Here is a 23,744-nt window from a genome sequence, read left to right on the forward strand (position 1 = left end):
GCACGTAAGGGTGACGGGCGTCACTCGCTGGTGCATAGTCGCCGGGACTCGTAACGAGTCGTGCAAGCGATGATGCGATGACGCATGGACGAGGAGCCGCCGACGTGTCCGGAGACGTGACCGAGCAGACACCACCGCCAGTGCCACGGACGAAGCGGGACCGCACCCACTACCTGTACATAGCGGTGATCGCGGCCGTCGTGCTCGGCGTGACGCTGGGGCTCGCGGCGCCCGGGGTGGCCACGGAGCTGAAGCCGCTCGGCGAGGGCTTCGTCAATCTGATCAAGATGATGATCTCCCCGATCATCTTCTGCACGATCGTGCTCGGGATCGGCTCCGTCCGGAAGGCCGCGAAGGTCGGCGCCGTCGGCGGCCTCGCCCTCGGCTACTTCCTCGCGATGTCGCTCGTCGCGCTCGCCATCGGCCTGGCCGTCGGCAACGTGCTGGAGCCCGGCCACGGCCTGCACCTGACGGAGGCCGCGCGCGACGCGGGCTCCGAGCAGGCCAAGGAGGGCGGCGAGGGCATGACCGAGTTCCTGCTCGGCATGATCCCGACGACGATGGTCTCCGCCTTCACCGAGGGCGAGGTCCTCCAGACCCTGCTGATCGCGCTGCTCGTCGGCTTCGCGCTGCAGGCGATGGGCCGCGCGGGCGAGCCCGTGCTGCGCGGCATCGGGCACATCCAGAAGCTCGTCTTCCGGGTGCTGGCGATGGTCATGTGGGCGGCGCCCATCGGCGCGTTCGGCGCGATGGCCGCCGTGGTCGGGGAGACGGGCGTGGACGCGCTGAAGTCCCTCGCCGTCATCATGATCGGCTTCTACATCACCTGTTTCCTCTTCGTCTTCGTCGTCCTCGGGCTGATCCTGCGCGTCTTCACGGGCGTCAACATCTTCAAGCTGCTGAAGTACCTGGGCCGTGAGTTCCTGCTGATCCTCTCCACGTCCTCGTCCGAGTCCGCGCTGCCGCGGCTCATCGCGAAGATGGAGCACCTGGGCGTCAGCAAGCCCGTCGTCGGCATCACCGTGCCGACCGGCTACTCGTTCAACCTCGACGGCACGATGATCTACCTGACCATGGCCTCGATCTTCGTCGCCGAGGCGATGGGCGACCCGCTCACGCTGGGCCAGCAGATCTCGCTGCTCATCTTCATGTTCATCGCCTCCAAGGGCGCCGCGGGCGTGACGGGCGCGGGCCTCGCCACCCTCGCCGGCGGCCTCCAGTCCCACCGCCCCGAACTCGTCGACGGCGTCGGCCTCATCGTCGGGATCGACCGCTTCATGAGCGAGGCCCGCGCCCTGACGAACTTCGCGGGCAACGCGGTGGCGACGGTGCTCGTCGGCACCTGGACCAAGGAGATCGACAAGGACCGCGTCGGCCAGGTCCTGGCCGGACAGCTCCCCTTCGACGAGAAGACGCTGGTCACCGACGAACACGGCCCGTCGGACCCGGCCCCCGGCTCCGAGAAGGAGATCCCGTCCCCGGCCTCGGACAGCTCGGACAAGGTGACGGCCTGATGCGAGGGGTCCGGGGCGTCCGGGACGGAGCGACCGTGGTCGCGGCCGTACTGGGGCTGGCACTGTGCCTGGTGCTGACGGCCCTGACACCGGCCTCGGCGAGCGACCGTACGGTCACGAGCTCGGGCCTGTCGGGCCTCCCGGGCCTGTCGGGCCTCTCGGGTCCCACCGGCTGCGGCAAGGACCCGGGCCAGTCCCCGGGCACGTCCCGGACCCGTACGCTCACCTCGGGCGGGAAGGAACGCACGTACGCGGTCCACCTGCCCGAGCACTACCGGCCCGACCGCCCGACGCCCGTGATCCTCGCCTTCCACGGGCAGGGCCGCACGTCCGCGTACATGGAGGAGCTGACCGGCTTCTCGGAGACGGACGCCCTCGCGGTCTACCCGCAGGGCCTGCCGGGCACGGAGGAGAAGAAGCCCGCGTGGCAGGGCGCGCCCTACTCGGCGCCCGGCGTCGACGACGTCCGCTTCACCCGCGACCTCATCGACGCGCTGGAACGGGACCTGTGCGTGGACCCGGCGCGGATCCACGCGGCGGGCAAGTCGAACGGCGGCGCGTTCACGGCCCTCCTCGCCTGCCGCATGCCGGAGCGCATCGCCTCGTTCTCGGCGGTCTCCGGCGCGTACTACCCCCAGGCGGGCCCCTGCGAGCCCTCCCGCGCCGCGCCGCTGCTCACCCTCCACGGCGGCGCCGACCCGACGATCCCGTACGGCGGCGACCCGGCGAAGGGCCTGCCCCCGATCCCCGACTGGCTCGCGGGCCGCGCCGCGCTGGCGGGCTGCGACGCGCGCTCCCACGACCGCTCCTGGGGCGCCGGTGTCACGACCCGTACCTGGCACGGCTGCGAGGGCCGCGGCGCCCTCCACCACGTCCGCCTCGCCACCCTCGCCCACGACTGGCCCAGCACCACCCCCAACCCGGACTCCGACACCCCCGCGGCCCTCGACGCGACACCCCTCATCCGCCACTTCATGCGGACCCATCCCCTGAACTGAGCCCGGCGAGCGCCTCCTCCACGGTCGTGAACAGGCGGTGTCCGCCGGTCTCGGTGCGGGTCGCCCAGCGGTGCGTCGGGGTCCGCACGTTGTAGAGGGTCAGTGCGCCGGAGGCGGTGGTGGCCACCGACAAGGGGGCTGCGAAGGGGAACCGTCGGTCGAGGGCGCGGCGGGTGGATTCCGGGGTGATGACGGTCCACGCTCCGGGGAGGGGCGTGGGGCGCCAGGCGTGGAACCGCTCCGTGGGGGACGCCGGGGACCGTGTATGCGCCGGTGCCGGGCGGGCGTGGGCGGTGACCAGGGCGCGGAGGAAGGCGAGGAGTTCGGTCTCCGGGGGTGAGGGGAACTCCCCGTGTCCCGTGAGGAGACGCAGCCCGGCGCGGGCCCAGCCGCGGGAGAAGTGGTGTTGCTCGGAGCCGGGTGTCGTGCGGGCGGCGAAGTGACGTAGATGGGCGGCGTCCTCGGCCGTGCCGAAGGCGGTGAGGGCGAGGACGTACCCACGGGCCTCGCGGCCGCCGTTCCCCGGGCGTATCAGGAGTTTGCCGAGGAGGTCCCGGAACGCGGTGCGGCCGCTGAGGGCCACCAGCCACGCGGCGGTCAGCCGGGCGCGCCACTCCGCGTGGAACAGGCAGACCAGTTCGTGGTCGGTGATCGCGGCGGCCCGTTCCGCGAGGTCCGCGACGAAAGCGTCCGCGACGAAAGCGTCCGCGACGTGCGCGGGCCGGTGCCGGAGATTCCAGCCGTGCAGCTTCGCGTACGGCCGCCCCGGCATGACGTAACGCCGGACCGCCGCGAGGACCTGGACGTCTTCCTGGGGCAGCATGCCGCCCATCCTCCCCGGGGCCGTTACGGCGGGGGCCGCCCGTGTCGCCCGTACGGCACTCGATACCTTGTGCGGGTCGGTGTCCGTCACTGAGGGGGTTCGACTTGTCACTGAGAATCAGGAGGAGCTGGGGGAACAGGGGGATCAGGGGGAGCGGTGGGGGTGGGGCGTCGTGAGCGGGGCCTGGCGGGCGCCCAGCGCCCTGGAGATCCAGCTCAGTGAGGCGAAGCTGCGGGGGGACTGGGCCGCGTACATGGACGTACTGACGACCACGCGGCTCTATCACGGGGGCGAGCCGGTCGCGTTCGACACCCCGTACGGCGACGGGCACCCGTTCTACGTGCACTGGAGCACGGAGATCGGCGCGTACTGCGTCGCCCTGTTCACCCCCGCGATGCTGCCCGCGCCCTGCCCCGACTACGTGTACTGCTCCGAGTCCCTCGGGTGGCTCGCGGACACGCCGCTGGAGCGCACCGCGCCGTGGATCGCGGTGAACCCCGGGACGCCGTGCGAGGCGTACTTCCCGACGGGCCCGGAGAGCCGGGCGCTGTGGCGGTACCACGCGGAGCGGGCGCCCGCGGACGCGGGCGGGTTCCGGCTGCGTACGCTGCTCGTCGGCGGCGTCGACCGGGGCCCCGTGGCGCACGGGCTCGCGTGCGGGGCGCTGCTGTGCGTGCAGAACGGCTCGTACTGGAACGCCATGGCCTGGCACGGCACCGGATACCCCGGCGAACGGGCGCGGCTGGAGCGCTCGTGGGGGATCACCACCCGCGAGAAGTGGCGGGAGTACCAGGAGGCCCTGCTCAGGGGCGAGATGAGCAGTTCGGCATGGGAGTTCGTGCTCGACGCGCGCCGCCACATCGCCCGCGACTTCGGCGGCTACGCGGACACCGACTACTGGCGCCGCGCCGTCGAACGCGTCTTCCGGCAGCGCATGGCCGCCGTCGAGCTGACCCCCGACGGCGTCACCCGCGTCGCGGACCGCTCAGCGGCCGAGATCGACGCCCAGGTCGAGGGGCTGAAGCACCTCATCGGGCGCATCGTCCGCTACGAGGCGCGCTTCCGCGCCGACGGGCTCCTCGCCGAGGGCCGTCACGTGCCCTCGATCACGGCATGGGACTACGGCCGCGCCTCGAAGATGGCCCGCTGGGGCCTGGGCGCCCGCTTCTGCACGCTGGAGGAGGCCGAGTCCGCGACCGTACGCGCGGGCCGCGTGAGCCAGGCCGACTACCGGTCGTGGGAGGAGTTCTCGGCGGCCTACATCCTGGGCCGCTGCCTGCACTTCGACGACGAGGAGTTCGGCGACTGGTACCAGGAGGCCCTCCGGGCCCACCGCATCCTCACCACGGAACCGGGCAGCCCCTGGAAGACGCTCCCGTTCCGCTGACCGCGCTCCGCACCATGGGAGCGGTCCCGCTACATCTTGCGTTCATGCTGTCGCTCAGCGATACGGTGTTCGCCCGTGCGGCGGAGGGGACGGATGCGGTGGCGGAATACCGGGGGAGCGTCGAGCGGTTGGCCGGGCTCGTCCCGCCGCCCACGGCGGCTCCGCGGAGGCGCGACTGGGGGCAGGTGGAGCGGGAGATCGGGACCGCTCTGCCGAGTGACTACAAGCGCGTCATCGATGTCTACGGTGGCGGGCGGCGGTTCGGCGAGTTCATCTATCTGTACGACCCGGACTCTTCGAACGCCTACATGGATCTCGCCGTCGAGAGCCGGAACGCGCTGTGGGCGCTTCGCGAGTTGGAAGACGTGTCCCAGTGCCCGTACGCGCTGGGCGACCCACCGGAGCTTCTGGCGTGGGGGCGGAACGACAACGGGGACCCCTTCTTCTGGCATCGCGCGGGGCCGGATCCGGACAGCTGGACGGTGGCGGTCAGCGAAGAAGGGGACCCCGACGAGTGGTTCACCTTCGACGGGGGACTGGCCGAGTTCCTCTGCGCGGTCCTCAGCGGGGAGGTGCGGGTGCCGTTCTTCCCGGAGAACTTTCCGCCGGCTGCGGGATCATGATCACATCACCTTGGAAGGGAATGTCTTGACCGCACCTCAAGGGCCACCGCCTCCGCAGCCGCCCGGCTTCGGGTCCGGGCCGTCTCCTTACGGGGCTCCGCCGCCCGCCGGGCCGTATGCCCAGCAGCCGGGGCCGTATGGGCCGTATGCCCAGCAGCAGCCCGGGCCCTATGGGTGGGGTGGGCCGCCCGTTCCGCCGCCCAGGAGCAGGGGTGGGCTGAAGGCCGTGCTGATCGCGCTCGCGATCATCGTGCCCTTGGGGGGCGGGCTCAACGTCGTGCTGCAGAAGGTGCAGGACCGGGACGGCGGTTCGGCGCCGCGGCCCCGTGTCGAGCACGTGATATCGATGCCCAAGAGCGTGCTCGGCGGGCGGCTCAAGCTGACGAAGGACCTCAGCGATTCGCCGGAGGCCAAGGTGCCCGGGCTCAAGGCCGGGGACAAGCAGTACACGGGCTGGTACACGAACGGGAAGCGGTCGGAGGCCTATCTCTTCTCCGGGTTCAACTCCCCCTCCGCGCGGGAGGACGTGACCGCGGCGAGGGTGCTCGACGGTGCCGTGAATTCGAGCGACGCCCCCAGCCCGCCGAAGCGGCACCGCATCACGCCGCCGGGCGCGGAGCGCGAGGTCACCTGCGTCGTGCTGAGGAAGAAGGACGCCGGACAGGCGCTCACCGTTCCCACCTGCGCCTGGGACGACGACGGCTCGGCCGCGATGGTCGTCGACAACTCGCCCGAGGCCACCGGCACGAAGCCCGCCGCGTACGACCTCAAGGCGTTCGCGAAGGTCGTGGACGGGATACGGGAGGACGTCAGGAAGTCGGCGTAGCCCGTCTGTCAGTGGGGCCCGGCATGCTGGCGTTCATGGACTCACCCTCGATCCACGTCGCCAGCCGTCGTCGTTCGTCCGCCTCGTTGGCCGCCGAGTTTCCGGGGGCCGAGATCGTCGACGTGACGTCGAAGGGGCCCGAGCCGTGGGTCAGGCTGAGTCCGTTCTTTCCGCATGGGGGGATTCCCGTGCCCGGTGGCGCGGGGGTCACGAGTCAGTCCGTCGAGGGGGTCTGGCAGGCGCTCAAGGTGTTCGAGGGCGCCGATGTCGATCTCGCGAAGCTCGACGTCACCTCGATGAAGGGGCTCAAGCGGACCGTGCGGCGGTTCGGGCCCGTTCTCGGTCATCGACCCGGGCCGTACGGGGAAGGGCCGCTGCTCCCGTACGAGACGGCGCGGCGGCGGATCTATCTGCCCGCGTACCACTGGGTGCTGGAGAATCCGGCCGCCGGGGTGGTGGCGCGGCTGCGGGAGATGGCGGCCGTACGGGATGTGGTTCTCCTCGACTACACCCTCAACGGGGACGTCGCCGACCTCTCCCGGCCCCTCTCCCACGCCGCGCTCCTCCGGCGGTACGTCGAGGGGCGTTGACCTTGTCCCTGGGTGAAGGCACAGGCTCGGGCGGGTCAGGATGAGGGAGGGAGCCGGATATGGAGCTGGTCACCATCGGGGCCTTCGCGCGGCTGACGCGGCTGACGCCCAAGGCGTTGCGGCTCTACGACGAGCTGGGGCTGCTGACGCCGGCCCGCGTCGATCCGTTCTCCGGGTACCGGTACTACGACCCGGGGCAGGTCGAGCGCGCCCGGCTCGTCGCGTGGCTGCGGCGGCTGGGCATGCCGCTGGCCCGTATCCGTACGGTGTGCGATCTCGGCACGGCCGCCGCAGCCGACGAGGTGCGGGCCTTCTGGGACTCCGTCGAGTCGGACACCGCCGCCCGCCGCGAGCTGGCCTCCTTCCTCATCGCCCACCTCGCACGAAGGGACCAACCGATGATGGGGACGACCAACGGCGCGCCGCTCACCATTCGTTACGCGGCGCTCTCCGACACCGGCCGCGTCCGTGAGAGCAACCAGGACGTGGCGTACGCGGGCGACCGGCTGCTCGCCGTCGCCGACGGCTTCGGCGCGCGCGGGCAGAGCGCCAGTTCGGCCGCCGTCGCGGCTCTGCGCCGCCTGGAGACCAGGACCCTCCCGGCCGGTGACCTGCTCAACGCACTGGAGGACGCCGTCCGCGAGGCCGAGCACGACGTCCGTGGCGTCGGCCCGGACGACGAGGAGTCGGGGACGACGCTCACGGCGATGCTCTGGGACGCCGCCCGTTCGCAGCTCGCGCTCGTGCACATCGGCGACTCGCGCGCGTATCTGCTGCGCGACCGCGGGCTGTTCCGCATCACGCACGACCACACGCACGTCCAGTCCCAGGTCGACGAGGGCCGGATCACGCCGGAGGAGGCGCGTTCGCACCCGCAGCGCGCGCTGCTGCTGCGCGCCCTGGGCGCCGTCGCGACCTCGCCGCCGGACCTCAAGCTGCACGACGCGCTGCCGGGCGACCGCTATCTGCTCTGCTCGGACGGGCTGTCGGGCGTGGTCCCGGACGCCGACGTGCGGCGTACGCTCACCGAGGCCGGGGCACCGGCGGACGCCGTACGCGCGCTGGTCGACATGTCGATCGCGGCGGGCGGGCCCGACAACGTCTCGTGCGTCGTCGCGGACGTGACAGGCGTGACGGCGTGAGCCGTTACCGCTCGCGCCACCGCTTGCCTTTGCCGTCCAGGCGGTCGATCTTGAGCTCGCGGCTCTTGAGGTAGCCGTCCTCGCCGAACGCGAAGGTGCCGTTCGCACCCCGGACCCGCAGCCCCACCAGGTCCTCCGCCAGGAGACCGCGCAGGGCTCCGGAGTCCGGGGTGCCGTTCTGCTTGGCGAGCGTGGCGGCGAGGGCGTGCGCGGCGTCGAGCGCGCTGCGCCGCGCGCTCTTGCGGTCGGTGGCCTGGTCGCGGAAGCGGTACTGGTCGACGCCCTCGGCGTTCCCCGCGTTCCCCGCGTTCCCGGCGTCCGGGGCCCTGCCGGGGCTCTCGTTCCGGCAGGTGGAGGGGAGCGGGGTGACGACGCGGCCCCGGAACCCGGCCTTGCGCAGCTCCCGCGCGGTGAACGGGCCCTCGTACGGGTCCTCCGGAAGCACGAGCGTGTCCGGCTTCCGCTTCTTCAGCACCTCGGCGACGTCGTCCCGGCCCTCCTGGGTCAGGCCCTGGAAGAGCCGGTGCTCCGCGACCTCGCGCCCGTCCCCGGAGAAGGACTTGCGGAGCCGCTCGCCGAACTCCTCCTCGGAGCCGCTCTCCGTCACCAGCAGCACGGAGCGTACGCCGGGGTCGCGTCGGAGCCGGTCGCCGAGCTGCGTCCCGGTGGCGCCGGGGGAGGTGCGCAGCGCGAAGGAGTTGTCCATCTCGGCGTCCGTGTCGCCGTCGGCGCCCGGGTCGGGGCAGGCGTTGAGCGTGACGGGCAGCACCCCGTAGCCCGAGCCGTACTCCTCCACGTCGTCCCCGGCCACGCCCGGCGAGAGGTCCGTCTCGCCGATCACGGCCACGACGTGGGGGAGCTTCCTGACCTCGTCCTCCAGCTCGAAGGTGGTGCTGTCCACGGGGGCGACGTCGAGGGTCCCCTTCAGCCCGGAGGCCCGTACGCCCTTGCGTACGGCCTTCTCGACGGCGGCGTCGTCGGCGCCCTTGTTCTCCTCGGGGCGGGCGTAGACGACGGTCCAGTCGGGGTCCGGCGCCTCCTCCTTCGCGGACATCAGCGTCACTCCGGTCCCGCCCAGCACCAGCAGCGCGGCGGCGCCCGCGAGCACGACCCGGCGCGAGGGCCTGCGACGGCGCTCCGGGGGGTGGACGACGGTGGTGATCGGCGCGGGCGCGGGGGTACGCGTGGGCTGGGGCGGCGGCGCGTCCTCTGGCTCCGATTCCCTTACGGGCTCCGCTTCCCGCACGGGCTCCGGTTCCGGCTCCTTTGCGGGCCCCGCCCCCTCCCGTACCGCCTCCAGCCGTCGCCCCGCGCTCTCCGCGTCCGCGGGGCGGTCGTCCGCGTCCTTGGCCATCAGGTCCAGGACGAGCCGGTCCACGTCGGGGGTCAGTTCGGCGCGGGCGCGGCTCGGGCGGAGCGGGACGTCGTTGAGGTGGTTGAACATCACGCCCGCCGCCGGGCCCACGAACGGCGGGCGTCCGACGAGGAGTTCGTAGAGCACGCAGCCCAGCGCGTACAGGTCGGCCCGGCCGTCGCCCGGCTCCATGCGGAACCGCTCCGGCGCCATGTAGAGGACGCTGCCGAGCGGCATGTGGCCCGTGCGCGTCAGCTTCGTCTCGGCCTCGACGGCCTCCTGGAACCTGGCGATGCCGAAGTCGAGGACGACGGCCGTCCCGTCGGGCCGTACGACGACGTTGGCGGGCTTGATGTCGCGGTGCACGACGCCCGCCGTGTGCGCGGTGGCCAGGGCGCGGCAGATCTGGGCGCTCCAGTCGAGCGCGTCGCGGACGGGCACGCGCCCCTCGTCCCGCAGCACCCGCTCCAGCGAACGGCCCTCGACCAGCTCCATCACCAGGTACGGGACGCCGTCGTCGGCGCCGTGGTCGTGGACGGTCGCGATGTGCGGGCTGTCGAGCGCGGCGGCGGCGCGGGCCTCGCGCCGGAAGCGGCCGAGGAGTTCGGCGCGCTCCTCGGGCTGGACGTCGGAGGGCGGCGAGAAGAGCTTGACGGCGACCTCGCGCCCCAGGTCACGGTCGCGGGCCCGCCAGACCTCGCCCATGCCGCCCGCGCCGAGTTTCTCCACCAGCTCGTAGCGCCCGCTCAGTACGCGCCCCCGCAACGCCGCACACCCCCGACTCGAACTCTCTTGCGGAGGCCGAGGCTAGCAGCCGGGAAAACCGGTGCTCAGCAGCCGTCGTACCCGGCGGTCGGGAGCGAGAGGCGGCGGTGCACCGCGGCCTTCATCTCCGCCGTGTAGGCGGGCTCGGCGCACTCGACGGTGACCAGCCGGACGCCGCGCGAGGCGCAGCGCTCGGCGAAGTCGGACGCCGACTCCAGCGCCGCGTCCAGGATCCGGGGCCCGGCGCACAGGAACGCCTCCGCGCCCGCCTCCACGTCCTGCCAGAGGGCGGGGGTGGTGACGGGCGCGTTGTTGGTCTCGATGGTGGCGGCGATGGCGTAGCCGTTCCGCTCCGCCCAGTCGCGGCACGCGGCGTACTGGCGGCGGGTGTCCACCAGGAAGGGGCTGTCCTCCAGCTCGGACAGCGGGACGAGCGACGCCAGCACCACCGCGCGGCGCCGCTCAGGCGGGTGAGGAGTAGCCGCAGGCATAGCAGATCTTCCAGCCGTCGTCGTTCGTGGTCAGGGTGTCACCACCGCATCCCGGGCACTGAGCACGGCAGATGGCCTGGCGGTACAGACGGGTCCGGGTACGGTCGCGCATGCGTACTGCCTCCAGCTCTCGTTCACGCCGACCCCGTCGTGGTGCAGTACACCGCTGTTCGGGGGGCGGTGGCAAGCGGGAGGACCGATTCCGAGTACGGCCCCCGACCCCGGCGTCAGGGCCTCAGCAGCGCCTCAGCACGGCGTGAACCACACCGTGGCCAGCGGCGGAAGCGTCGGCGTCAGCGAGTGCGGGTGGCCGTGGGAGGGGACCGGCTCGGCCTTGAGCGCCTCGTCGTTGCGCACCCCGCCGCCCCCGTACCGCTCCTCGTCGGTGTTGAGGACCTCGCGCCAGGACGTCCACTCGCCGGGCACGCCGAGCCGGTACTCCTCGCGGACCACGGGCGAGAAGTTGCTGACGGAGAGCAGCGGCGAGCCGTCGGCGGCGAAGCGGAGGAAGGCGAAGGTGTTGTCGTCGCTCGCGTCGCCCGCGACCCAGGCGAAGCCCTCGGGCAGGGTGTCCCGCTCCCAGAGCGCGGGCCGCGCGCGGTACCCGGTGTTGAGGTCGCGCACCAGGTCCCGTACGCCCCGGTGGTCGGGCTCGGCCGAGTAGGAGGGGTCGAGCAGCCACCAGTCGGGCCCGTGGCCCTCCGCCCACTCGGCGCCCTGCGCGAACTCCTGGCCCATGAAGAGGAGCTGCTTGCCCGGGTGCGCCCACATGAAGCCCAGGTAGGCGCGGTGGTTGGCCCGGCGCTGCCACCAGTCGCCCGGCATCTTGCTGACCAGGGACCGCTTGCCGTGCACGACCTCGTCGTGCGAGATGGGCAGGACGTAGTTCTCGGAGTAGGCGTAGACCATGGAGAAGGTCATGTCGCCGTGGTGGAACTTGCGGTGCACGGGCTCCTTCGTCATGTACGTCAGGGAGTCGTGCATCCAGCCCATGTTCCACTTGAAGCCGAAGCCGAGCCCGCCGAAGCCGCCCTCGCCGACGTGGTGGGTGGCGCGGGTGACGCCGTCCCAGGCCGTCGATTCCTCGGCCGCCGTGATGACCCCCGGGCAGCGGCGGTAGACGGTGGCGTTCATCTCCTGGAGGAAGGCGACCGCGTCGAGGTTCTCCCGGCCCCCGTGCTCGTTCGGGCTCCACTCGCCCTCCTCGCGCGAGTAGTCGAGGTAGAGCATGGAGGCGACGGCGTCGACGCGGAGGCCGTCGATGTGGAACTCCTCGCACCAGTACACGGCGTTGGCCACGAGGAAGTTGCGCACCTCGCGCCGCCCGAAGTCGAATTCGAGCGTCCCCCAGTCGGGGTGCTCGGCCCGCGCCGGGTCGGCGTGCTCGTACAGCGGCGTCCCGTCGAACGCGGCCAGCGCCCAGTCGTCCTTGGGGAAGTGCGCGGGCACCCAGTCCATCAGCACGCCGATCCCGGCCCGGTGCAGCGCGTCGACGAGGAACCTGAAGTCGTCGGGCCCGCCGAGCCGCGCGGTCGGCGCGTAGAAACCGGTGACCTGGTAGCCCCACGAGCCGCCGTACGGGTGCTCGGCCACCGGCATCAGCTCCACGTGCGTGAAGCCGAGGTCCGTCACGTACGCGGGGAGCTGCTCGGCGAGTTCCCGGTAGCTCAGTCCGGGGCGCCAGGAGGGCAGGTGGACCTCGTACACGGAGAGCGGCTCGCTGTGCGGGGACGCCTGGGAGCGGCGGGCCATCCACTCCTGGTCGCTCCAGACGTGGCGCGGGACGGTGACGACGGAGGCGCTGGCGGGCGGGCACTCGGCGGCGCGGGCCATCGGGTCGGCGCGCAGGGTGTGGCTGCCGTCGGGCCGCGCGACGTCGAACTTGTAGAGCGCGCCCTCCTCGACGCCGGGCAGGAAGAGCTCCCAGATGCCGGACGAGCCCAGTGAGCGCATGGGGCAGGCGGTGGCGTCCCAGTAGTTGAAGGAGCCCGCGATCCGTACGCCGCGCGCGTTCGGCGCCCACAGGGTGAAGCGGGTGCCCGCCACGCCCTCGTGCGTCATGGGGTGGGCGCCGAGGGCGCGCCACAGCTGCTCGTGCCGGCCCTCGGTGATCAGGTGCAGGTCGAGGTCGCCGAGCGCGGGCAGGAAGCGGTACGCGTCGGCGGTCCGTACGTCGTCGGCGCCGGGCTCGTCGCCGTACCGGACCAGCAGCTCGTACGCGGGGATCGCGTTGAGCGGCAGCACGCCGGAGAAGAAGCCGTCCTCCTCGTCGTACAGCTCGGCGCGCAGGCCCTTGCCGACGACGGTGACGCCCTGCGCGTACGGGCGCAGCGTGCGGAAGAGGATTCCGCCCCGCACCGGGTGGGCGCCGAGGAGGGCGTGCGGGTCATGGTGGGTGCCGGTCAGGAGGCGCTCGCGGTCCTCGTCGGGCAGCGGCGGCGCGGGCCGGACGCCGCGCCGGGCTTCCCGCTCCACCGTCCGGCCGGGGGACGCCTGTTCCCGCCGGGGGGCGGGCGTATGGCGCCGGGGGGCGGGGGAGGCGTCCGGCTCACGGAGGAACGTGGCGGGAATCTGGGGAGCCGAGGGCCGGTCGGGTGTCACGGGAGGGGGCCTCCTGGTCAGGAAGAGGGGGAACGTTTCTCGTCGGCGAGCCTGCGGATCGCCGACAGGGGGATGGACAGCCAGGACGGCCGGTTACGGGCCTCGTACAGCACCTCGTAGACGGCCTTGTCCGTCTCGTACGCGCGCAGCAGCACCGCGTCGTCACGGGGGTCGGAGCCGCACGCGTCCGCGTAACCGGCGCAGTAAGCGGCCCGGTTGGCGGCGGCCCACTCCTGGGACCACGCGTCGCCGGGGCCCGCGGTGTCCGCGGGGCCCGCCGGGCACTGGCAGGCGGCGTAGTCGAAGGAGCGCAGCATCCCGGCGATGTCGCGGACGACGGGCTGGTCGGCGCGGCGCTCGGCGAGCGGCTTCGCGGGCTCGCCCTCGAAGTCGATCAGCGTCCAGCGCCCGTCGGCGCCGTCGCGGTGCGCGGCGAGCCCGTCGTCCGCGCCGGTGGCCCCGGTCCCGCCGGGCGGGGGCGCCGCGGTGTGCAGCACCTGGCCGAGGTGCAGATCGCCGTGGACGCGCTGCGCCGGGCAGGCGGGGCCGTGCCGCCCGCGCTCGGCCAGCTCCCGGAACGCGCCGAGCAGCGCGGGGCGGTACGGGCGCAGCGCGGGCACGGCGGCGCTCGCGGTGTCGAGGCGCGCCGCCATTCCGGAGGCCAGGTGTTCGAGCTGGTCGCTGCCGAGGACGGAGGTGGGCAGCGCCCGCGCGAGGCCCGTGTGCACCTCGGCGGTCGTACGGCCCAGCGCGGAGGCCGCGCCGGTGAAGTCGCGGCGTGCTTCGAGGGCCCGCAGGGCGAGCTGCCAGCCGTCGGCGGCGTCCGGCAGGAACGGCTGGAGGACGCCGAGGGTGACCGTCTCCGGGGAGGGGCCGCGCGTCACCGCCTCGAACCAGGCGGTGGGCGCGGGCACGGGCGTACTGCCCCGGCGGGCCAGCGCGAGCGGCAGCTCCAGGTCGGGGTTGACGCCCGCGCCGACGCGGCGGAAGAGCTTGAGGATGTACGCGCTGCCGTAGATCACCGAGGAGTTGGACTGCTCGGCGGTGAGCGGCCGGGGGCGCAGGCCCGTGGGGATGACGGCCTTGGGGTCACGGGAGAAGCGCAGCGGCCCGAGCCGCCCCGGGGCGCGCAGGCGTTCGAGGAGGAGCCCGGTCAGCCGGGGGTCGTGCAGCGCCTCGTAGACGGCGCGGCCTCGCAGCGGCCCGGTCGAGGGGCGGCCGAGCAGCGCGGGGGCCAGCTCCGGCGGCAGCGCCTCGCGCACGCCGAGCAGCAGCTGGTAGCAGTCGTCGGCGGTGCCGGGCGCGGCGGACTGCCGCGCCCGGACCAGGAAATGGAGCAGCCCGGGCGTCGCGCCGCCCGCGCCGCACGGCAGCAGCTCCGTCGCCGCCACCGGCGAGAAGCCGGTGAGCGGACGGCCCTTGCCCGCGAACCACCGCTGGCGCGGCAGCCATTCGGCCAGCAGCGGGGAGAGCGAGCGGAGCAGGGCCGTGCCGCCGTGGTCCCCGTGCACGGCGGCGGCCGGGACCACGGCCGCGAGGGGCAAGGAGCTGTCCGACATGGCGTCCTTTCCCCGGGCACACGAAAGGTACGCAGAGTGTCCCGGATTGCGGCATGGGATGTCCGGGTGTGCGAGCAGTGTCGTGCGGATTCACTTCGATGCGGTACGAGGTGCCCGTGGCGGGGGCGCCTTAACGCGAGCCGTTAACTCGGGCGGCGCAGCCGGAACCAGTAGAACCCGTGCCCGGCGAGAGTGAGAAGGTACGGCAACTCACCGATCGGGGGGAAGCGCACGCCGCCGATCAATTCGACGGGGACGCGCCCTTCCCAGGCGCGGAGATCGAGTTCGGTGGGCTGCGGGAACCGCGAGAAGTTGTTCACGCACATCACCAGATCATCGCCTCCCTCGGGAAGCCTGACCTCGCGGAGAAAGGCCAGCACGGCCGGGTTGGAGGAGGAGAGCTCCTCGTAGGTGCCGAGGCCGAAGGCCGGATTCTGCTTACGGATCTCGATCATCCGCCGCGTCCAGTGCAGCAGCGAACTCGGCGAACTCATCGCCGCCTCGACGTTCGTCACCTGATAACCGTGGACCGGGTCCATGATGGTCGGCAGGAAGAGCCTTCCCGGGTCGCAGGAGGAGAAGCCCGCGTTGCGGTCCGGGGTCCACTGCATGGGGGTGCGGACGGCGTCGCGGTCGCCGAGCCAGATGTTGTCGCCCATGCCGATCTCGTCGCCGTAGTAGAGGATCGGCGAGCCGGGCAGCGCGAAGAGCAGGGCGGTGAACAGCTCGATCTGCTTGCGGTCGTTGTCGAGCAGCGGCGCGAGCCGCCGCCGGATGCCGATGTTGGCGCGCATGCGCGGATCCTTGGCGTACTCCGCGTACATGTAGTCGCGCTCCTCGTCGGTGACCATTTCCAGGGTCAGCTCGTCGTGGTTGCGCAGGAAGATTCCCCACTGGCAGCCGGAGGGGATCTCCGGGGTCTTCGCGAGGATTTCCGAGACCGGATAGCGGGACTCACGGCGCACCGCCATGAAGATCCTCGGCATCACCGGGAAGTGGAACGCCATGTGGCACTCGTCGCCCCCCTTCTCGAACGAGCCGAAGTAGTCGACGACGTCTTCCGGCCACTGATTGGCCTCGGCGAGCAGCACCGTGTCGGGGTAACTCGCGTCGATCTCGGCCCGCACCCGCTTGAGGAATTCATGGGAGCGCGGCAGGTTCTCGCAGTTGGTGCCCTCCTCCGCGTACAGATAAGGGACCGCGTCGAGCCGGAATCCGTCGATTCCGAGGTCCAGCCAGAAGCGCAGTGCGGAAATCATCTCGTCCTGGACGACGGGGTTCTCGTAGTTGAGATCCGGCTGGTGCGAGAAGAAGCGGTGCCAGTAGTACTGCTTGCGTACGGGATCGAACGTCCAGTTGGACACCTCGGTGTCCACGAAGATGATGCGCGCGTCCTGGTACTGCTTGTCGTCGTCCGCCCAGACGTAGTAGTCGCCGTACGGCCCTTCGGGGTCCTTCCTGGACTCCTGGAACCACGGATGCTGGTCGCTGGTGTGGTTCATGACGAAGTCGATGATGACCCGCATGCCGCGCTGGTGGGCGGCGTCGACGAACTCCACGAAGTCCGCGATGTCGCCGAACTCGGGGAGCACGGACGTGTAGTCCGAGACGTCGTAACCGCCGTCCTTCAGGGGTGACTTGAAGAACGGCGGCAGCCAGAGGCAGTCGACGCCGAGCCACTGGAGATAGTCCAGCTTCGCGGTGAGCCCTTGGAGGTCTCCGATGCCGTCGCCGTCGCTGTCCTGGAACGAGCGCACCAGGACCTCGTAGAAGACGGCGCGCTTGAACCACTCCGGGTCGCGGTCCCTGGCAGGGGTGTCCTCGAAGGTGTCGGGGACGGGCTCATTGACGATCATGTGTGGGTGACCCTCCGGTCGGTGAGGACGGTCGCAGGGTGAGGATGTGGGCCGCGGCAGGGGAGTCACCCCCCGGCTCCAGGCGCACATAGTTGTCCCTGCCCCAGTGGTAGGTCTCGCCGGTGAGCTCGTCGCGCACCGGGAAGGACTCCGAACCGCTCATCTGAGCGGCACTCAGTCCGGATGCTTCGAATTGCGACATGTCCAACGACACCGTCGCCTCGTGGGTGTGGTGGGGGTCCAGGTTGACCACGATGAGCACCGTGTCGGCGTAGGGCTCCGTGCAGTGCTTCGAGTACGCGAGCACGTTCTCGTTGTCCGTGCGGTGGAAGTGCAGGTCGCGGAGGTGCTGGAGCGCGGGCCGGTGACGGCGCAGCCGGTTGAGCGCGGTGATCAGCGGGGTGATCGAGCGGCCCTCGCGGTCGGCCGCGGCCCAGTCGCGCGGACGCAGTTCGTACTTCTCCGAGGAAAGGTACTCCTCGCTGCCCGTACGCAGTGCGGTGTTCTCGCACAGTTCGAAGCCCGCGTACATCCCCCACGAGGGAGAGAGCGTCGCCGCCAGCACGGCCCGGATCTCGAACGCGGGCCGGCCGCCCTCCTGGAGGTAGGCGTGCAGGATGTCCGGGGTGTTCACGAAGAAGTTCGGCCGCATCCAGGCGGCGGCCTCGCCGGAGAGCTCGGTGAGGTACTCGGTGAGCTCGTGCTTGGTGTTCCGCCAGGTGAAGTACGTGTACGACTGCTGGAAACCGATCTTCGCGAGCGTGTGCATCATCGCCGGACGGGTGAACGCCTCGGCGAGGAAGATCACGTCGGGGTCCGTCCGGTTGATGTCCGCGAGGACCTTCTCCCAGAACGCCACGGGCTTGGTGTGCGGATTGTCGACCCGGAAGATGCGTACCCCGTGCGCCATCCAGTACCGCAGCACGCGCAGCGTCTCCCGGACGAGGCCCGCGTACGCCGAGGGGTCCGTGTCGAAGGAGACGGGGTAGATGTCCTGGTACTTCTTCGGCGGGTTCTCCGCGTAGGCGATCGTCCCGTCGGCGCGTCTGGCGAACCACTCCGGGTGCTCCTTGACCCACGGGTGGTCCGGCGAGCACTGGAGCGCGAAGTCGAGCGCGACCTCCATCCGGAGCTCGCGGGCGCGCTCCACGAAGCGGTCGAAGTCCTCCATCGTGCCCAGGTCGGGGTGGAGCGCGTCGTGGCCGCCCTCGGCCGAGCCGATCGCCCAGGGCGAGCCGACGTCCTCGGGCGAGGCCGACAGTGCGTTGTCCCGGCCCTTGCGGTACGCCTCGCCGATCGGATGGACGGGCGGCAGATAGACCACGTCGAAGCCCATCGCGGCCACCGCGTCCAGCCGCTCGGCCGCCGTCCGCAGCGTCCCGCTCACCGGCGGCCCGCCCCTGCGGACGACCGCGCCCTCCGAGCGCGGGAACAGCTCGTACCAGGAGCCGAACAGCGCGCGGCGGCGCTCGACTTGGAGCGTCAGCGGCCGCGAGGAGGTGATCATCTCGCGCAGCGGATAGCGGTCCAGCACGGCCGTGACCTCGGGCGCGAGCGCCGCCGCGAGGCGCGCCGCGCCGGTGCGCCCGGTGTCGCGCAGCGCGTCCACGGCGTCCAGCACGGCGGCGCGCCCGTCCCGCTTGGGCACCTGCGCGGCGGCGCGCTCGTGCAGCAGCGCGCCCTCCTCCAGGGTGAGTTCGGTGTCGATGCCCGCCGGGATCTTGATCTTCGCGTGGCGCCGCCAGGTGCTCACCGGATCGCCCCACGCCTCCACGGCGTACGTCCACCGCCCCTCGGCGTCGGGGGTGACCCCGGCCCCCCAGCGGTCGGTGCCGGGCGCGAGTTCGCGCATCGGCGTCCACGGCCCCGCGCGGCCCGCGGGGCCGCGCAGCACCACATTGGCGCCCACGTCCTCGTGGCCTTCGCGGAAGACGGTGGCCGAGACCTGGAAGGTCTCGCCGGGCACGGCTTTCGCGGGACGGCTTCCGCACTCCACGACGGGACGGACGTCGAGCACGGGGATGCGACCAATCATCAGCTCACCTGGGGTCATAATGGGAGATAACGGGCTCGCCCTACTTTGTATCCGCTCGGCGGAGCGCTTCCGTGCTGCGGGCATGACGGCTCCTGTCCGCGTTCACTCGGGTGGGGGTTCCGTCGTACTCGGGAGGCACCGCGTCGGAGGCGGTGTTCTCGACCGTACGGAATGGCCGCCGTCCCGCAAGGGCGCGGATCCCGTTTCCGCTAGCCGCAGGAGATGCCGCTCTTTTCGGAGAGACAGGTCTTGCCGATCGGCGCCCGAGCTGTTGCCGTGCTGGCGGACGCGGGGCTTGATCTTCCTGCTCCCGCAGCCGACTCCGCCACCGACTCCGCCGACGGCTTCCCGGGAAGGCCGGGTTCTTTCGCGGGGGAGTCGCCACGGCGCGTGGAACGGTTGCCGACTCCCGACGGACCGTTACTGTCGAACCGTGAAGGCCATTCGCCGCTTTTCCGTGCGCCCCGTCCTCCCCGAACCGCTCCGCCCGCTCAGCGAGCTGGCCAGAAATCTGCGCTGGTCCTGGCACCCCGAGACGCGTGAGCTGTTCCGCGCCATCGACCCCGAGGCATGGCGTGCCGCGGGCGGGAATCCCGTACGGCTGCTGAGCGCCGTGCCCGCCGAGCGGCTGGCCGAGCTGGCGGACGACCGGGGCTTCCTGCGCCGCCTCGCGATGGCCGCCGGGGACCTGACGGACTACGTCAGCGAGCCCCGCTGGTATCAGCGCGCGGGGGCTGGGATGCCCGAAGCCGTGGCCTACTTCTCGCCGGAGTTCGGGATCACCGGAGCCCTGCCGCAGTACAGCGGCGGCCTCGGCATCCTCGCCGGGGACCACCTCAAGACCGCCAGCGACCTCGGCGTCCCGCTCATCGGCGTCGGACTCCTCTACCGGCACGGCTACTTCCGCCAGTCCCTCACCCACGACGGCTGGCAGCAGGAGCACTACCCCGTCTTCGACCCCAACGAGCAGCCCCTCCAGATCCTCCGCGAGCCCGAGGACGGCGCGCCCGTACGGATCGAGCTGCGGCTCCCCGGCGGGCGCGTGCTGCGCGCGTTCGTCTGGCGGGCCTGCGTCGGGCGCGTACCGCTGCTGCTGCTCGACTCGGACGTCGAGGAGAACGCCCCCGGCGAACGCGACGTCACCGACCGGCTCTACGGGGGCGGCAGCGAACACCGGCTGCTCCAGGAGATGCTGCTCGGCATCGGCGGCGTCCGCGCCGTGCGCGCGTACTGCCGCGTCAGCGGCCACCCCGAGCCCGAGGTCTTCCACACCAACGAGGGCCACGCGGGCTTCCTCGGCCTGGAGCGCATCCGCGAACTGGGCGGGCACGGACCGGGCGGGACCGGGCTCGGCTTCGACGCCGCGCTGGAGAAGGTGCGCGCAGGGACCGTCTTCACCACCCACACCCCCGTGCCCGCGGGCATCGACCGCTTCGACCGCGAGCTGGTCGCGCGGCACTTCGGCGCGGACGGGGAGCTGCCGGACATCGCCGTCGAGGACGTGCTGCGGCTCGGCATGGAGAGCTACCCGGGCGGCGAGCCCAACGTCTTCAACATGGCCGTGATGGGCCTGCGCCTCGCCCAGCGCGCCAACGGCGTGAGCACCCTGCACGGCCAGGTCAGCCGCGAGATGTTCGCCCCGCTGTGGCCCGGCTTCGACTCCACCGAGATCCCCATCGGCTCGCTCACCAACGGCGTGCACGCGCCGACCTGGACCGCGCCCGCCGTCCCCGCCGACGCGCGCGACCTCAAGGACGGCGAGCTGTGGGAGCTGCGCAGGGGGCTGCGCGAGCGGCTGGTGCAGGAGGTACGGCAGCGGCTGTTCGCGTCCTGGCGGCAACGCGGCGCGGCCCAGGCCGAACTGGGCTGGATCGACGGTGTGTTCGACCCCGATGTGCTCACCATCGGCTTCGCCCGCCGCGTCCCCTCCTACAAGCGGCTCACGCTGATGCTGCGCGACCGGGACCGGCTGATGGAGCTGCTGCTGCACCCGGAGCGGCCCGTGCAGATCGTCGTCGCGGGCAAGGCGCACCCGGCCGACGACGGCGGCAAGCGGCTCGTCCAGGAGCTGGTCCGCTTCGCCGACGACCCGCGCGTGCGCCACCGGATCGTCTTCCTGCCCGACTACGGCATGGCCATGGCCCGCCACCTCTACGCGGGCTGCGACGTCTGGCTCAACAACCCCCTGCGCCCCCTGGAGGCCTGCGGCACCAGCGGCATGAAGGCCGCGCTCAACGGCTGCCTCAACCTCTCGGTGCTGGACGGCTGGTGGGACGAGTGGTTCGAGCCAGACTTCGGCTGGGCCGTGCCCAGCGCGGACGGCGCCGCGGCCGACGACGCCGAGCGGCGCGACGCCATCGAGGCCGCCGCGCTCTACGAGCTGGTCGAGGAGCACATCGCCCCGGCCTTCTACGAGCGCAACGGCGGCGGCGTCCCCGACCGTTGGGTCGAGATGGTGCGCCAGACCCTGACCCGGCTGGGGCCCAAGGTCCTCGCCGACCGGATGCTGCGCGAGTACGTCGAGCGGCTCTACGCCCCGGCGGCCCGCGCCCAGCGGGAGCTGACGCCCCCGGCGGCGGAGGAGCTGGCGGCGTGGAAGACCCGGGTGCGCGCCGCGTGGCCCGGCGTGGTCATCGACCACGTCGAGACCTCGGGCGAGGCCGGGAGCGGCGAGGCGCTGGAGGTCGGGGCCTCGCTGGGGCTGCGCGTGCGCGTGGGCCTCGGCGGGCTGGGCCCGGACGACGTGGAGGTCCAGGCCGTCTCGGGCTGCGTCGACGAGTCGGACCGCATCGCGGGTGCCGGCGCCGTGCGCACCCCGCTCAAGCCGACGCGGGGCCCGGACATGGAGGGGCGGTGGCTCTACGAGGGACCGCTCGCCCTCGACCGTACGGGCGCGTTCGGCTACACGGTCCGCATCCTGCCCGCGCACCGGCTGCTGGCGGGCGGCGCGGAGATGGGGCTCCTGGCGGTCCCGTCGGAGAACGCGGCCTCGTCCTCCGACGGAACCGGTGGGCTGCTGATGCGCTAGCTAGCGCACCTCAGCAGCCGCTCCGGATCTCAACAGCCGTCCAGGTACGCCGTGTGGATCCAGACCCCCGTGCGACCTCCCCACAGGTCTCCGTGGACCCAGTTGCCCTGGACCCCCTTCAGGTTCATCTTCTGCCCGCGGTTCACCTGTCCCAGCACCGGATATTCGGGGCCGGGACCGCCGCGGAAGTTCACCCCGTTGTCGTTCACCGTGCAGACCGCGTCGACGCGGGCGGACGCCTGGTGCGGGGCGGCTGCCGCCGCCGCGCCCGGGGCCAGCGTGAACGCCATGCCCAGCGCCGCGGTGGCACCGGCCACCGCGAGACCGGTCTTACGGAGAACCGACGTGAGTCGAGCCATACTGGATATCCTCCAAATGACGGAAGGTCAGGTAAGTTGACCTGTCATCAGGTTAAGTCGGCCTTATCCGGTATGTGCATCCCTCACAGGGGTGAACGCGTGACAGAGCCCCACCGCCTGTCCAGCGGTGGGGCTCTGTCGTACCTGCTACGAACTGATCAGCCGGCGACGTTCACGCCGGTCCAGGCGGCGCCGACGGCCTTGACCTCGGCGCTGTCCGCGCCGTAGAGACCCTCGGCGGCCTTGAGCGTCGCAGCGCGCGCGGCCTTGTAGTCCGTGGTCGAGGTCATCTCCTCGGTGAGGGCCTTGAACCAGATCTTCTCGGCCTTCTCGATGCCGATGCCCTCCAGCTTCTCGCCGCCCTTGGTCGGCGAGTTGTACTTCACGCCGTTCACCTCGCGCTCGCCGCTGCCGACGGAGAGCAGGAAGAAGAAGTGGTTGGCGATGCCGGACGAGTAGTGGACGTCCACGTCACCGGCGTTGGTGTCCCAGTAGTCCAGGGACTGGCCGTCCTTGCTCGGCTCGTCCATGTACCGCAGCGGGGTGCCGTCGCCGTTGATGTCGATCTTCTCGCCGACCATGTAGTCGGGCACGTCTTCCTTGTTGTTCGCGTTGAACTCGACCGCCGCCGCGAAGATGTCCGAGGTGGCCTCGTTCAGGCCGCCGGACTCGCCCGCGTACTCCAGGTTGGCGGTGGTGGAGGTCACGCCGTGCGACATCTCGTGGGCCGCGACGTCGAGCGAGGTGAGGGGCTTCTTGTTGCCCTCGCCGTCGCCGTACGTCATGCAGAAGCAGCCGTCTTCCCAGAAGGCGTTGACGTAGCTGTCGCCGTAGTGGACCCGGCTGCGGGCGCCCTTGCCGTCACCGGCGATGCCCTCGCGGCCGTGCACGTTCTTGTAGTAGTCCCACGTCGAGGCCGCGCCGTAGTGCGCGTCGACGCCCGCGGTCTGCGCGTCCTCGGGCTTGCCGGTGCCCCACTTGTCGTCCTCGTCGGTGAACAGCTCGCCGTCACCGCTCTGGCCGTTCTTGAGGTCCGTGGTCTCGTTCTTGCCACGCTTCTCGTCGACCATGGTGAACTTGCCCTCGGAACCCGAGGTGCCCAGCTCGACGGAGCCGCTGTACTGGCTCTCGCCGGAGCCCTCCTTCACGCCCTGGAACTCGAACAGCTTCTTGCCGGTGTTCGCGTCCGTGATGACGTGCAGCTGGTTCGGGGCGCCGCTCTTCTGGGTGCCGCCGACGACGGTCTCCCAGGCGAGCACGGGCTTGCCGTCCGAGGCCCAGACGACCTTGCGGGGGGCCTTGCTGCCCTTCGCGTCGGCCTTGGCGGGCTTGTGCGCGGCGGCCGCCGTGGTGGACTTCACGGCGATCTTCGCCTTGGTGGCCTTCGACGTGCGGGTCACCTTGCCGTCCGCCGACTTGTGGACGACGAGGTCGCCGCCGAGGACGGGCAGACCGTCGTACGTCCGCTCGTAGCGCGTGTGCGTCGCGCCGTCCTTGTTCTTGATGACGTCCTTGACGTGCAGGGCTTCCTTGGCGCCGAGGCCGAGGGCCTTCGCGTCGGCGGCCTTCGCGGCCTTGGTGTCGGCCTTCTTCACCAGCGAGGTGTGCTGGGACGCCGAGAGCTTCGCGGGCAGTGCGCCGTTCGCCTTCGCGTCCGCCGAGCCGGAGGGGGCGGCTCCCGCGGTACCCGCGGTGACGCCCGCGGCGACAAGCGCCGCGGTGGCGGCGAGTGCGGATATCCGCTGCTTCTTCGTGAGGGGTCTCACTCAGGCTCCTTCTGCCGTTTCTGCCGT

General features: G+C 71.8%; 17 protein-coding genes. 8 read left to right on the top strand and 9 right to left on the bottom strand.

Annotation, left to right across the window (positions count from 1 at the left end):
* The first annotated feature begins 77 nt into the window (after positions 1-77).
* A complete protein-coding gene (locus tag ACGF3A_RS05940; protein WP_393726170.1) occupies positions 78-1,514 on the top strand; it encodes a cation:dicarboxylate symporter family transporter in 1,437 nt (478 codons plus the stop codon).
* Positions 1,514-2,512, top strand: a complete 999-nt coding sequence (locus ACGF3A_RS05945; RefSeq protein ID WP_393726172.1) for an alpha/beta hydrolase family esterase — start codon at positions 1,514-1,516, stop codon at positions 2,510-2,512. The genes ACGF3A_RS05940 and ACGF3A_RS05945 overlap by 1 nt, the downstream gene beginning before the upstream one ends.
* On the opposite strand, the gene ACGF3A_RS05950 is transcribed toward ACGF3A_RS05945, so the two are convergent.
* Positions 2,487-3,335 carry a DUF6000 family protein gene (locus ACGF3A_RS05950; RefSeq protein ID WP_393726173.1) on the bottom strand — a complete coding sequence of 283 codons (849 nt, stop codon included), beginning with the start codon at positions 3,333-3,335 and terminating at the stop codon, positions 2,487-2,489. The genes ACGF3A_RS05945 and ACGF3A_RS05950 overlap by 26 nt on opposite strands.
* Positions 3,336-3,507: 172 nt before the next feature.
* On the opposite strand from ACGF3A_RS05950, the gene ACGF3A_RS05955 reads away from it, so the two are divergent.
* From ACGF3A_RS05955 to ACGF3A_RS05975, 5 genes are all read left to right on the top strand, one after another.
* Complete coding sequence (locus ACGF3A_RS05955) at positions 3,508-4,722, top strand: DUF1266 domain-containing protein (RefSeq protein ID WP_393726175.1); 1,215 nt, start codon at positions 3,508-3,510, stop codon at positions 4,720-4,722.
* Positions 4,723-4,766: 44 nt separating this feature from the next.
* Positions 4,767-5,345, top strand: a complete 579-nt coding sequence (locus ACGF3A_RS05960) for an SMI1/KNR4 family protein (RefSeq protein WP_393726177.1) — start codon at positions 4,767-4,769, stop codon at positions 5,343-5,345.
* A 226-nt stretch (positions 5,346-5,571) separates the two neighbouring features.
* Positions 5,572-6,171, top strand: coding sequence for a hypothetical protein (locus tag ACGF3A_RS05965; protein ID WP_393726179.1), 600 nt, complete (start codon positions 5,572-5,574; stop codon positions 6,169-6,171).
* 35 nt (positions 6,172-6,206) lie between these two features.
* Positions 6,207-6,761 carry a DUF6939 family protein gene (locus tag ACGF3A_RS05970; RefSeq protein WP_393726181.1) on the top strand — a complete coding sequence of 185 codons (555 nt, stop codon included), beginning with the start codon at positions 6,207-6,209 and terminating at the stop codon, positions 6,759-6,761.
* Positions 6,762-6,820: 59 nt separating this feature from the next.
* Positions 6,821-7,903: a MerR family transcriptional regulator gene (locus tag ACGF3A_RS05975; protein ID WP_393726183.1), complete on the top strand. Its 1,083-nt coding sequence runs from the start codon at positions 6,821-6,823 to the stop codon at positions 7,901-7,903.
* A gap of 4 nt (positions 7,904-7,907) precedes the next feature.
* Here the strand turns inward: ACGF3A_RS05975 and ACGF3A_RS05980 are convergent, their stop codons facing one another.
* The 6 genes from ACGF3A_RS05980 to ACGF3A_RS06005 form a co-directional block, all read right to left on the bottom strand.
* The gene (locus ACGF3A_RS05980) at positions 7,908-10,022 is read right to left on the bottom strand and encodes a protein kinase (RefSeq protein ID WP_393726185.1); all 2,115 of its coding nucleotides are present in this window, start codon (positions 10,020-10,022) and stop codon (positions 7,908-7,910) included.
* Between the two features lie 65 nt (positions 10,023-10,087).
* Positions 10,088-10,513, bottom strand: coding sequence for a hypothetical protein (locus ACGF3A_RS05985; protein ID WP_393726187.1), 426 nt, complete (start codon positions 10,511-10,513; stop codon positions 10,088-10,090).
* A gap of 246 nt (positions 10,514-10,759) precedes the next feature.
* Positions 10,760-12,988: a 1,4-alpha-glucan branching enzyme gene (gene glgB / locus ACGF3A_RS05990; protein WP_393727172.1), complete on the bottom strand. Its 2,229-nt coding sequence runs from the start codon at positions 12,986-12,988 to the stop codon at positions 10,760-10,762.
* Positions 12,989-13,131: 143 nt separating this feature from the next.
* Entirely contained in the window at positions 13,132-14,673 is a 1,542-nt protein-coding gene (locus ACGF3A_RS05995; RefSeq protein ID WP_393726189.1) for a maltokinase, read from the bottom strand.
* Between the two features lie 143 nt (positions 14,674-14,816).
* On the bottom strand, positions 14,817-16,529 hold the full coding sequence (treS, locus tag ACGF3A_RS06000) for a maltose alpha-D-glucosyltransferase (RefSeq protein WP_393726191.1): 1,713 nt from the start codon (positions 16,527-16,529) through the stop codon (positions 14,817-14,819).
* On the bottom strand, positions 16,516-18,564 hold the full coding sequence (locus ACGF3A_RS06005; RefSeq protein WP_393726192.1) for an alpha-1,4-glucan--maltose-1-phosphate maltosyltransferase: 2,049 nt from the start codon (positions 18,562-18,564) through the stop codon (positions 16,516-16,518). The genes treS and ACGF3A_RS06005 overlap by 14 nt, the downstream gene beginning before the upstream one ends.
* Before the next feature lie 433 nt (positions 18,565-18,997).
* On the opposite strand from ACGF3A_RS06005, the gene glgP reads away from it, so the two are divergent.
* On the top strand, positions 18,998-21,592 hold the full coding sequence (gene glgP / locus ACGF3A_RS06010; RefSeq protein ID WP_393726194.1) for an alpha-glucan family phosphorylase: 2,595 nt from the start codon (positions 18,998-19,000) through the stop codon (positions 21,590-21,592).
* A 29-nt stretch (positions 21,593-21,621) separates the two neighbouring features.
* Here the strand turns inward: glgP and ACGF3A_RS06015 are convergent, their stop codons facing one another.
* Both ACGF3A_RS06015 and ACGF3A_RS06020 read right to left on the bottom strand, forming a co-directional pair.
* On the bottom strand, positions 21,622-21,951 hold the full coding sequence (locus ACGF3A_RS06015) for an SH3 domain-containing protein (protein ID WP_393726195.1): 330 nt from the start codon (positions 21,949-21,951) through the stop codon (positions 21,622-21,624).
* Positions 21,952-22,109: 158 nt separating this feature from the next.
* The gene (locus ACGF3A_RS06020) at positions 22,110-23,717 is read right to left on the bottom strand and encodes a M4 family metallopeptidase (protein WP_393726197.1); all 1,608 of its coding nucleotides are present in this window, start codon (positions 23,715-23,717) and stop codon (positions 22,110-22,112) included.
* Between the last annotated feature and the right edge of the window lie 27 nt (positions 23,718-23,744).

The organism is Streptomyces sp. NPDC048172, from assembly GCF_043202595.1.
Lineage (GTDB): Bacteria > Actinomycetota > Actinomycetes > Streptomycetales > Streptomycetaceae > Streptomyces.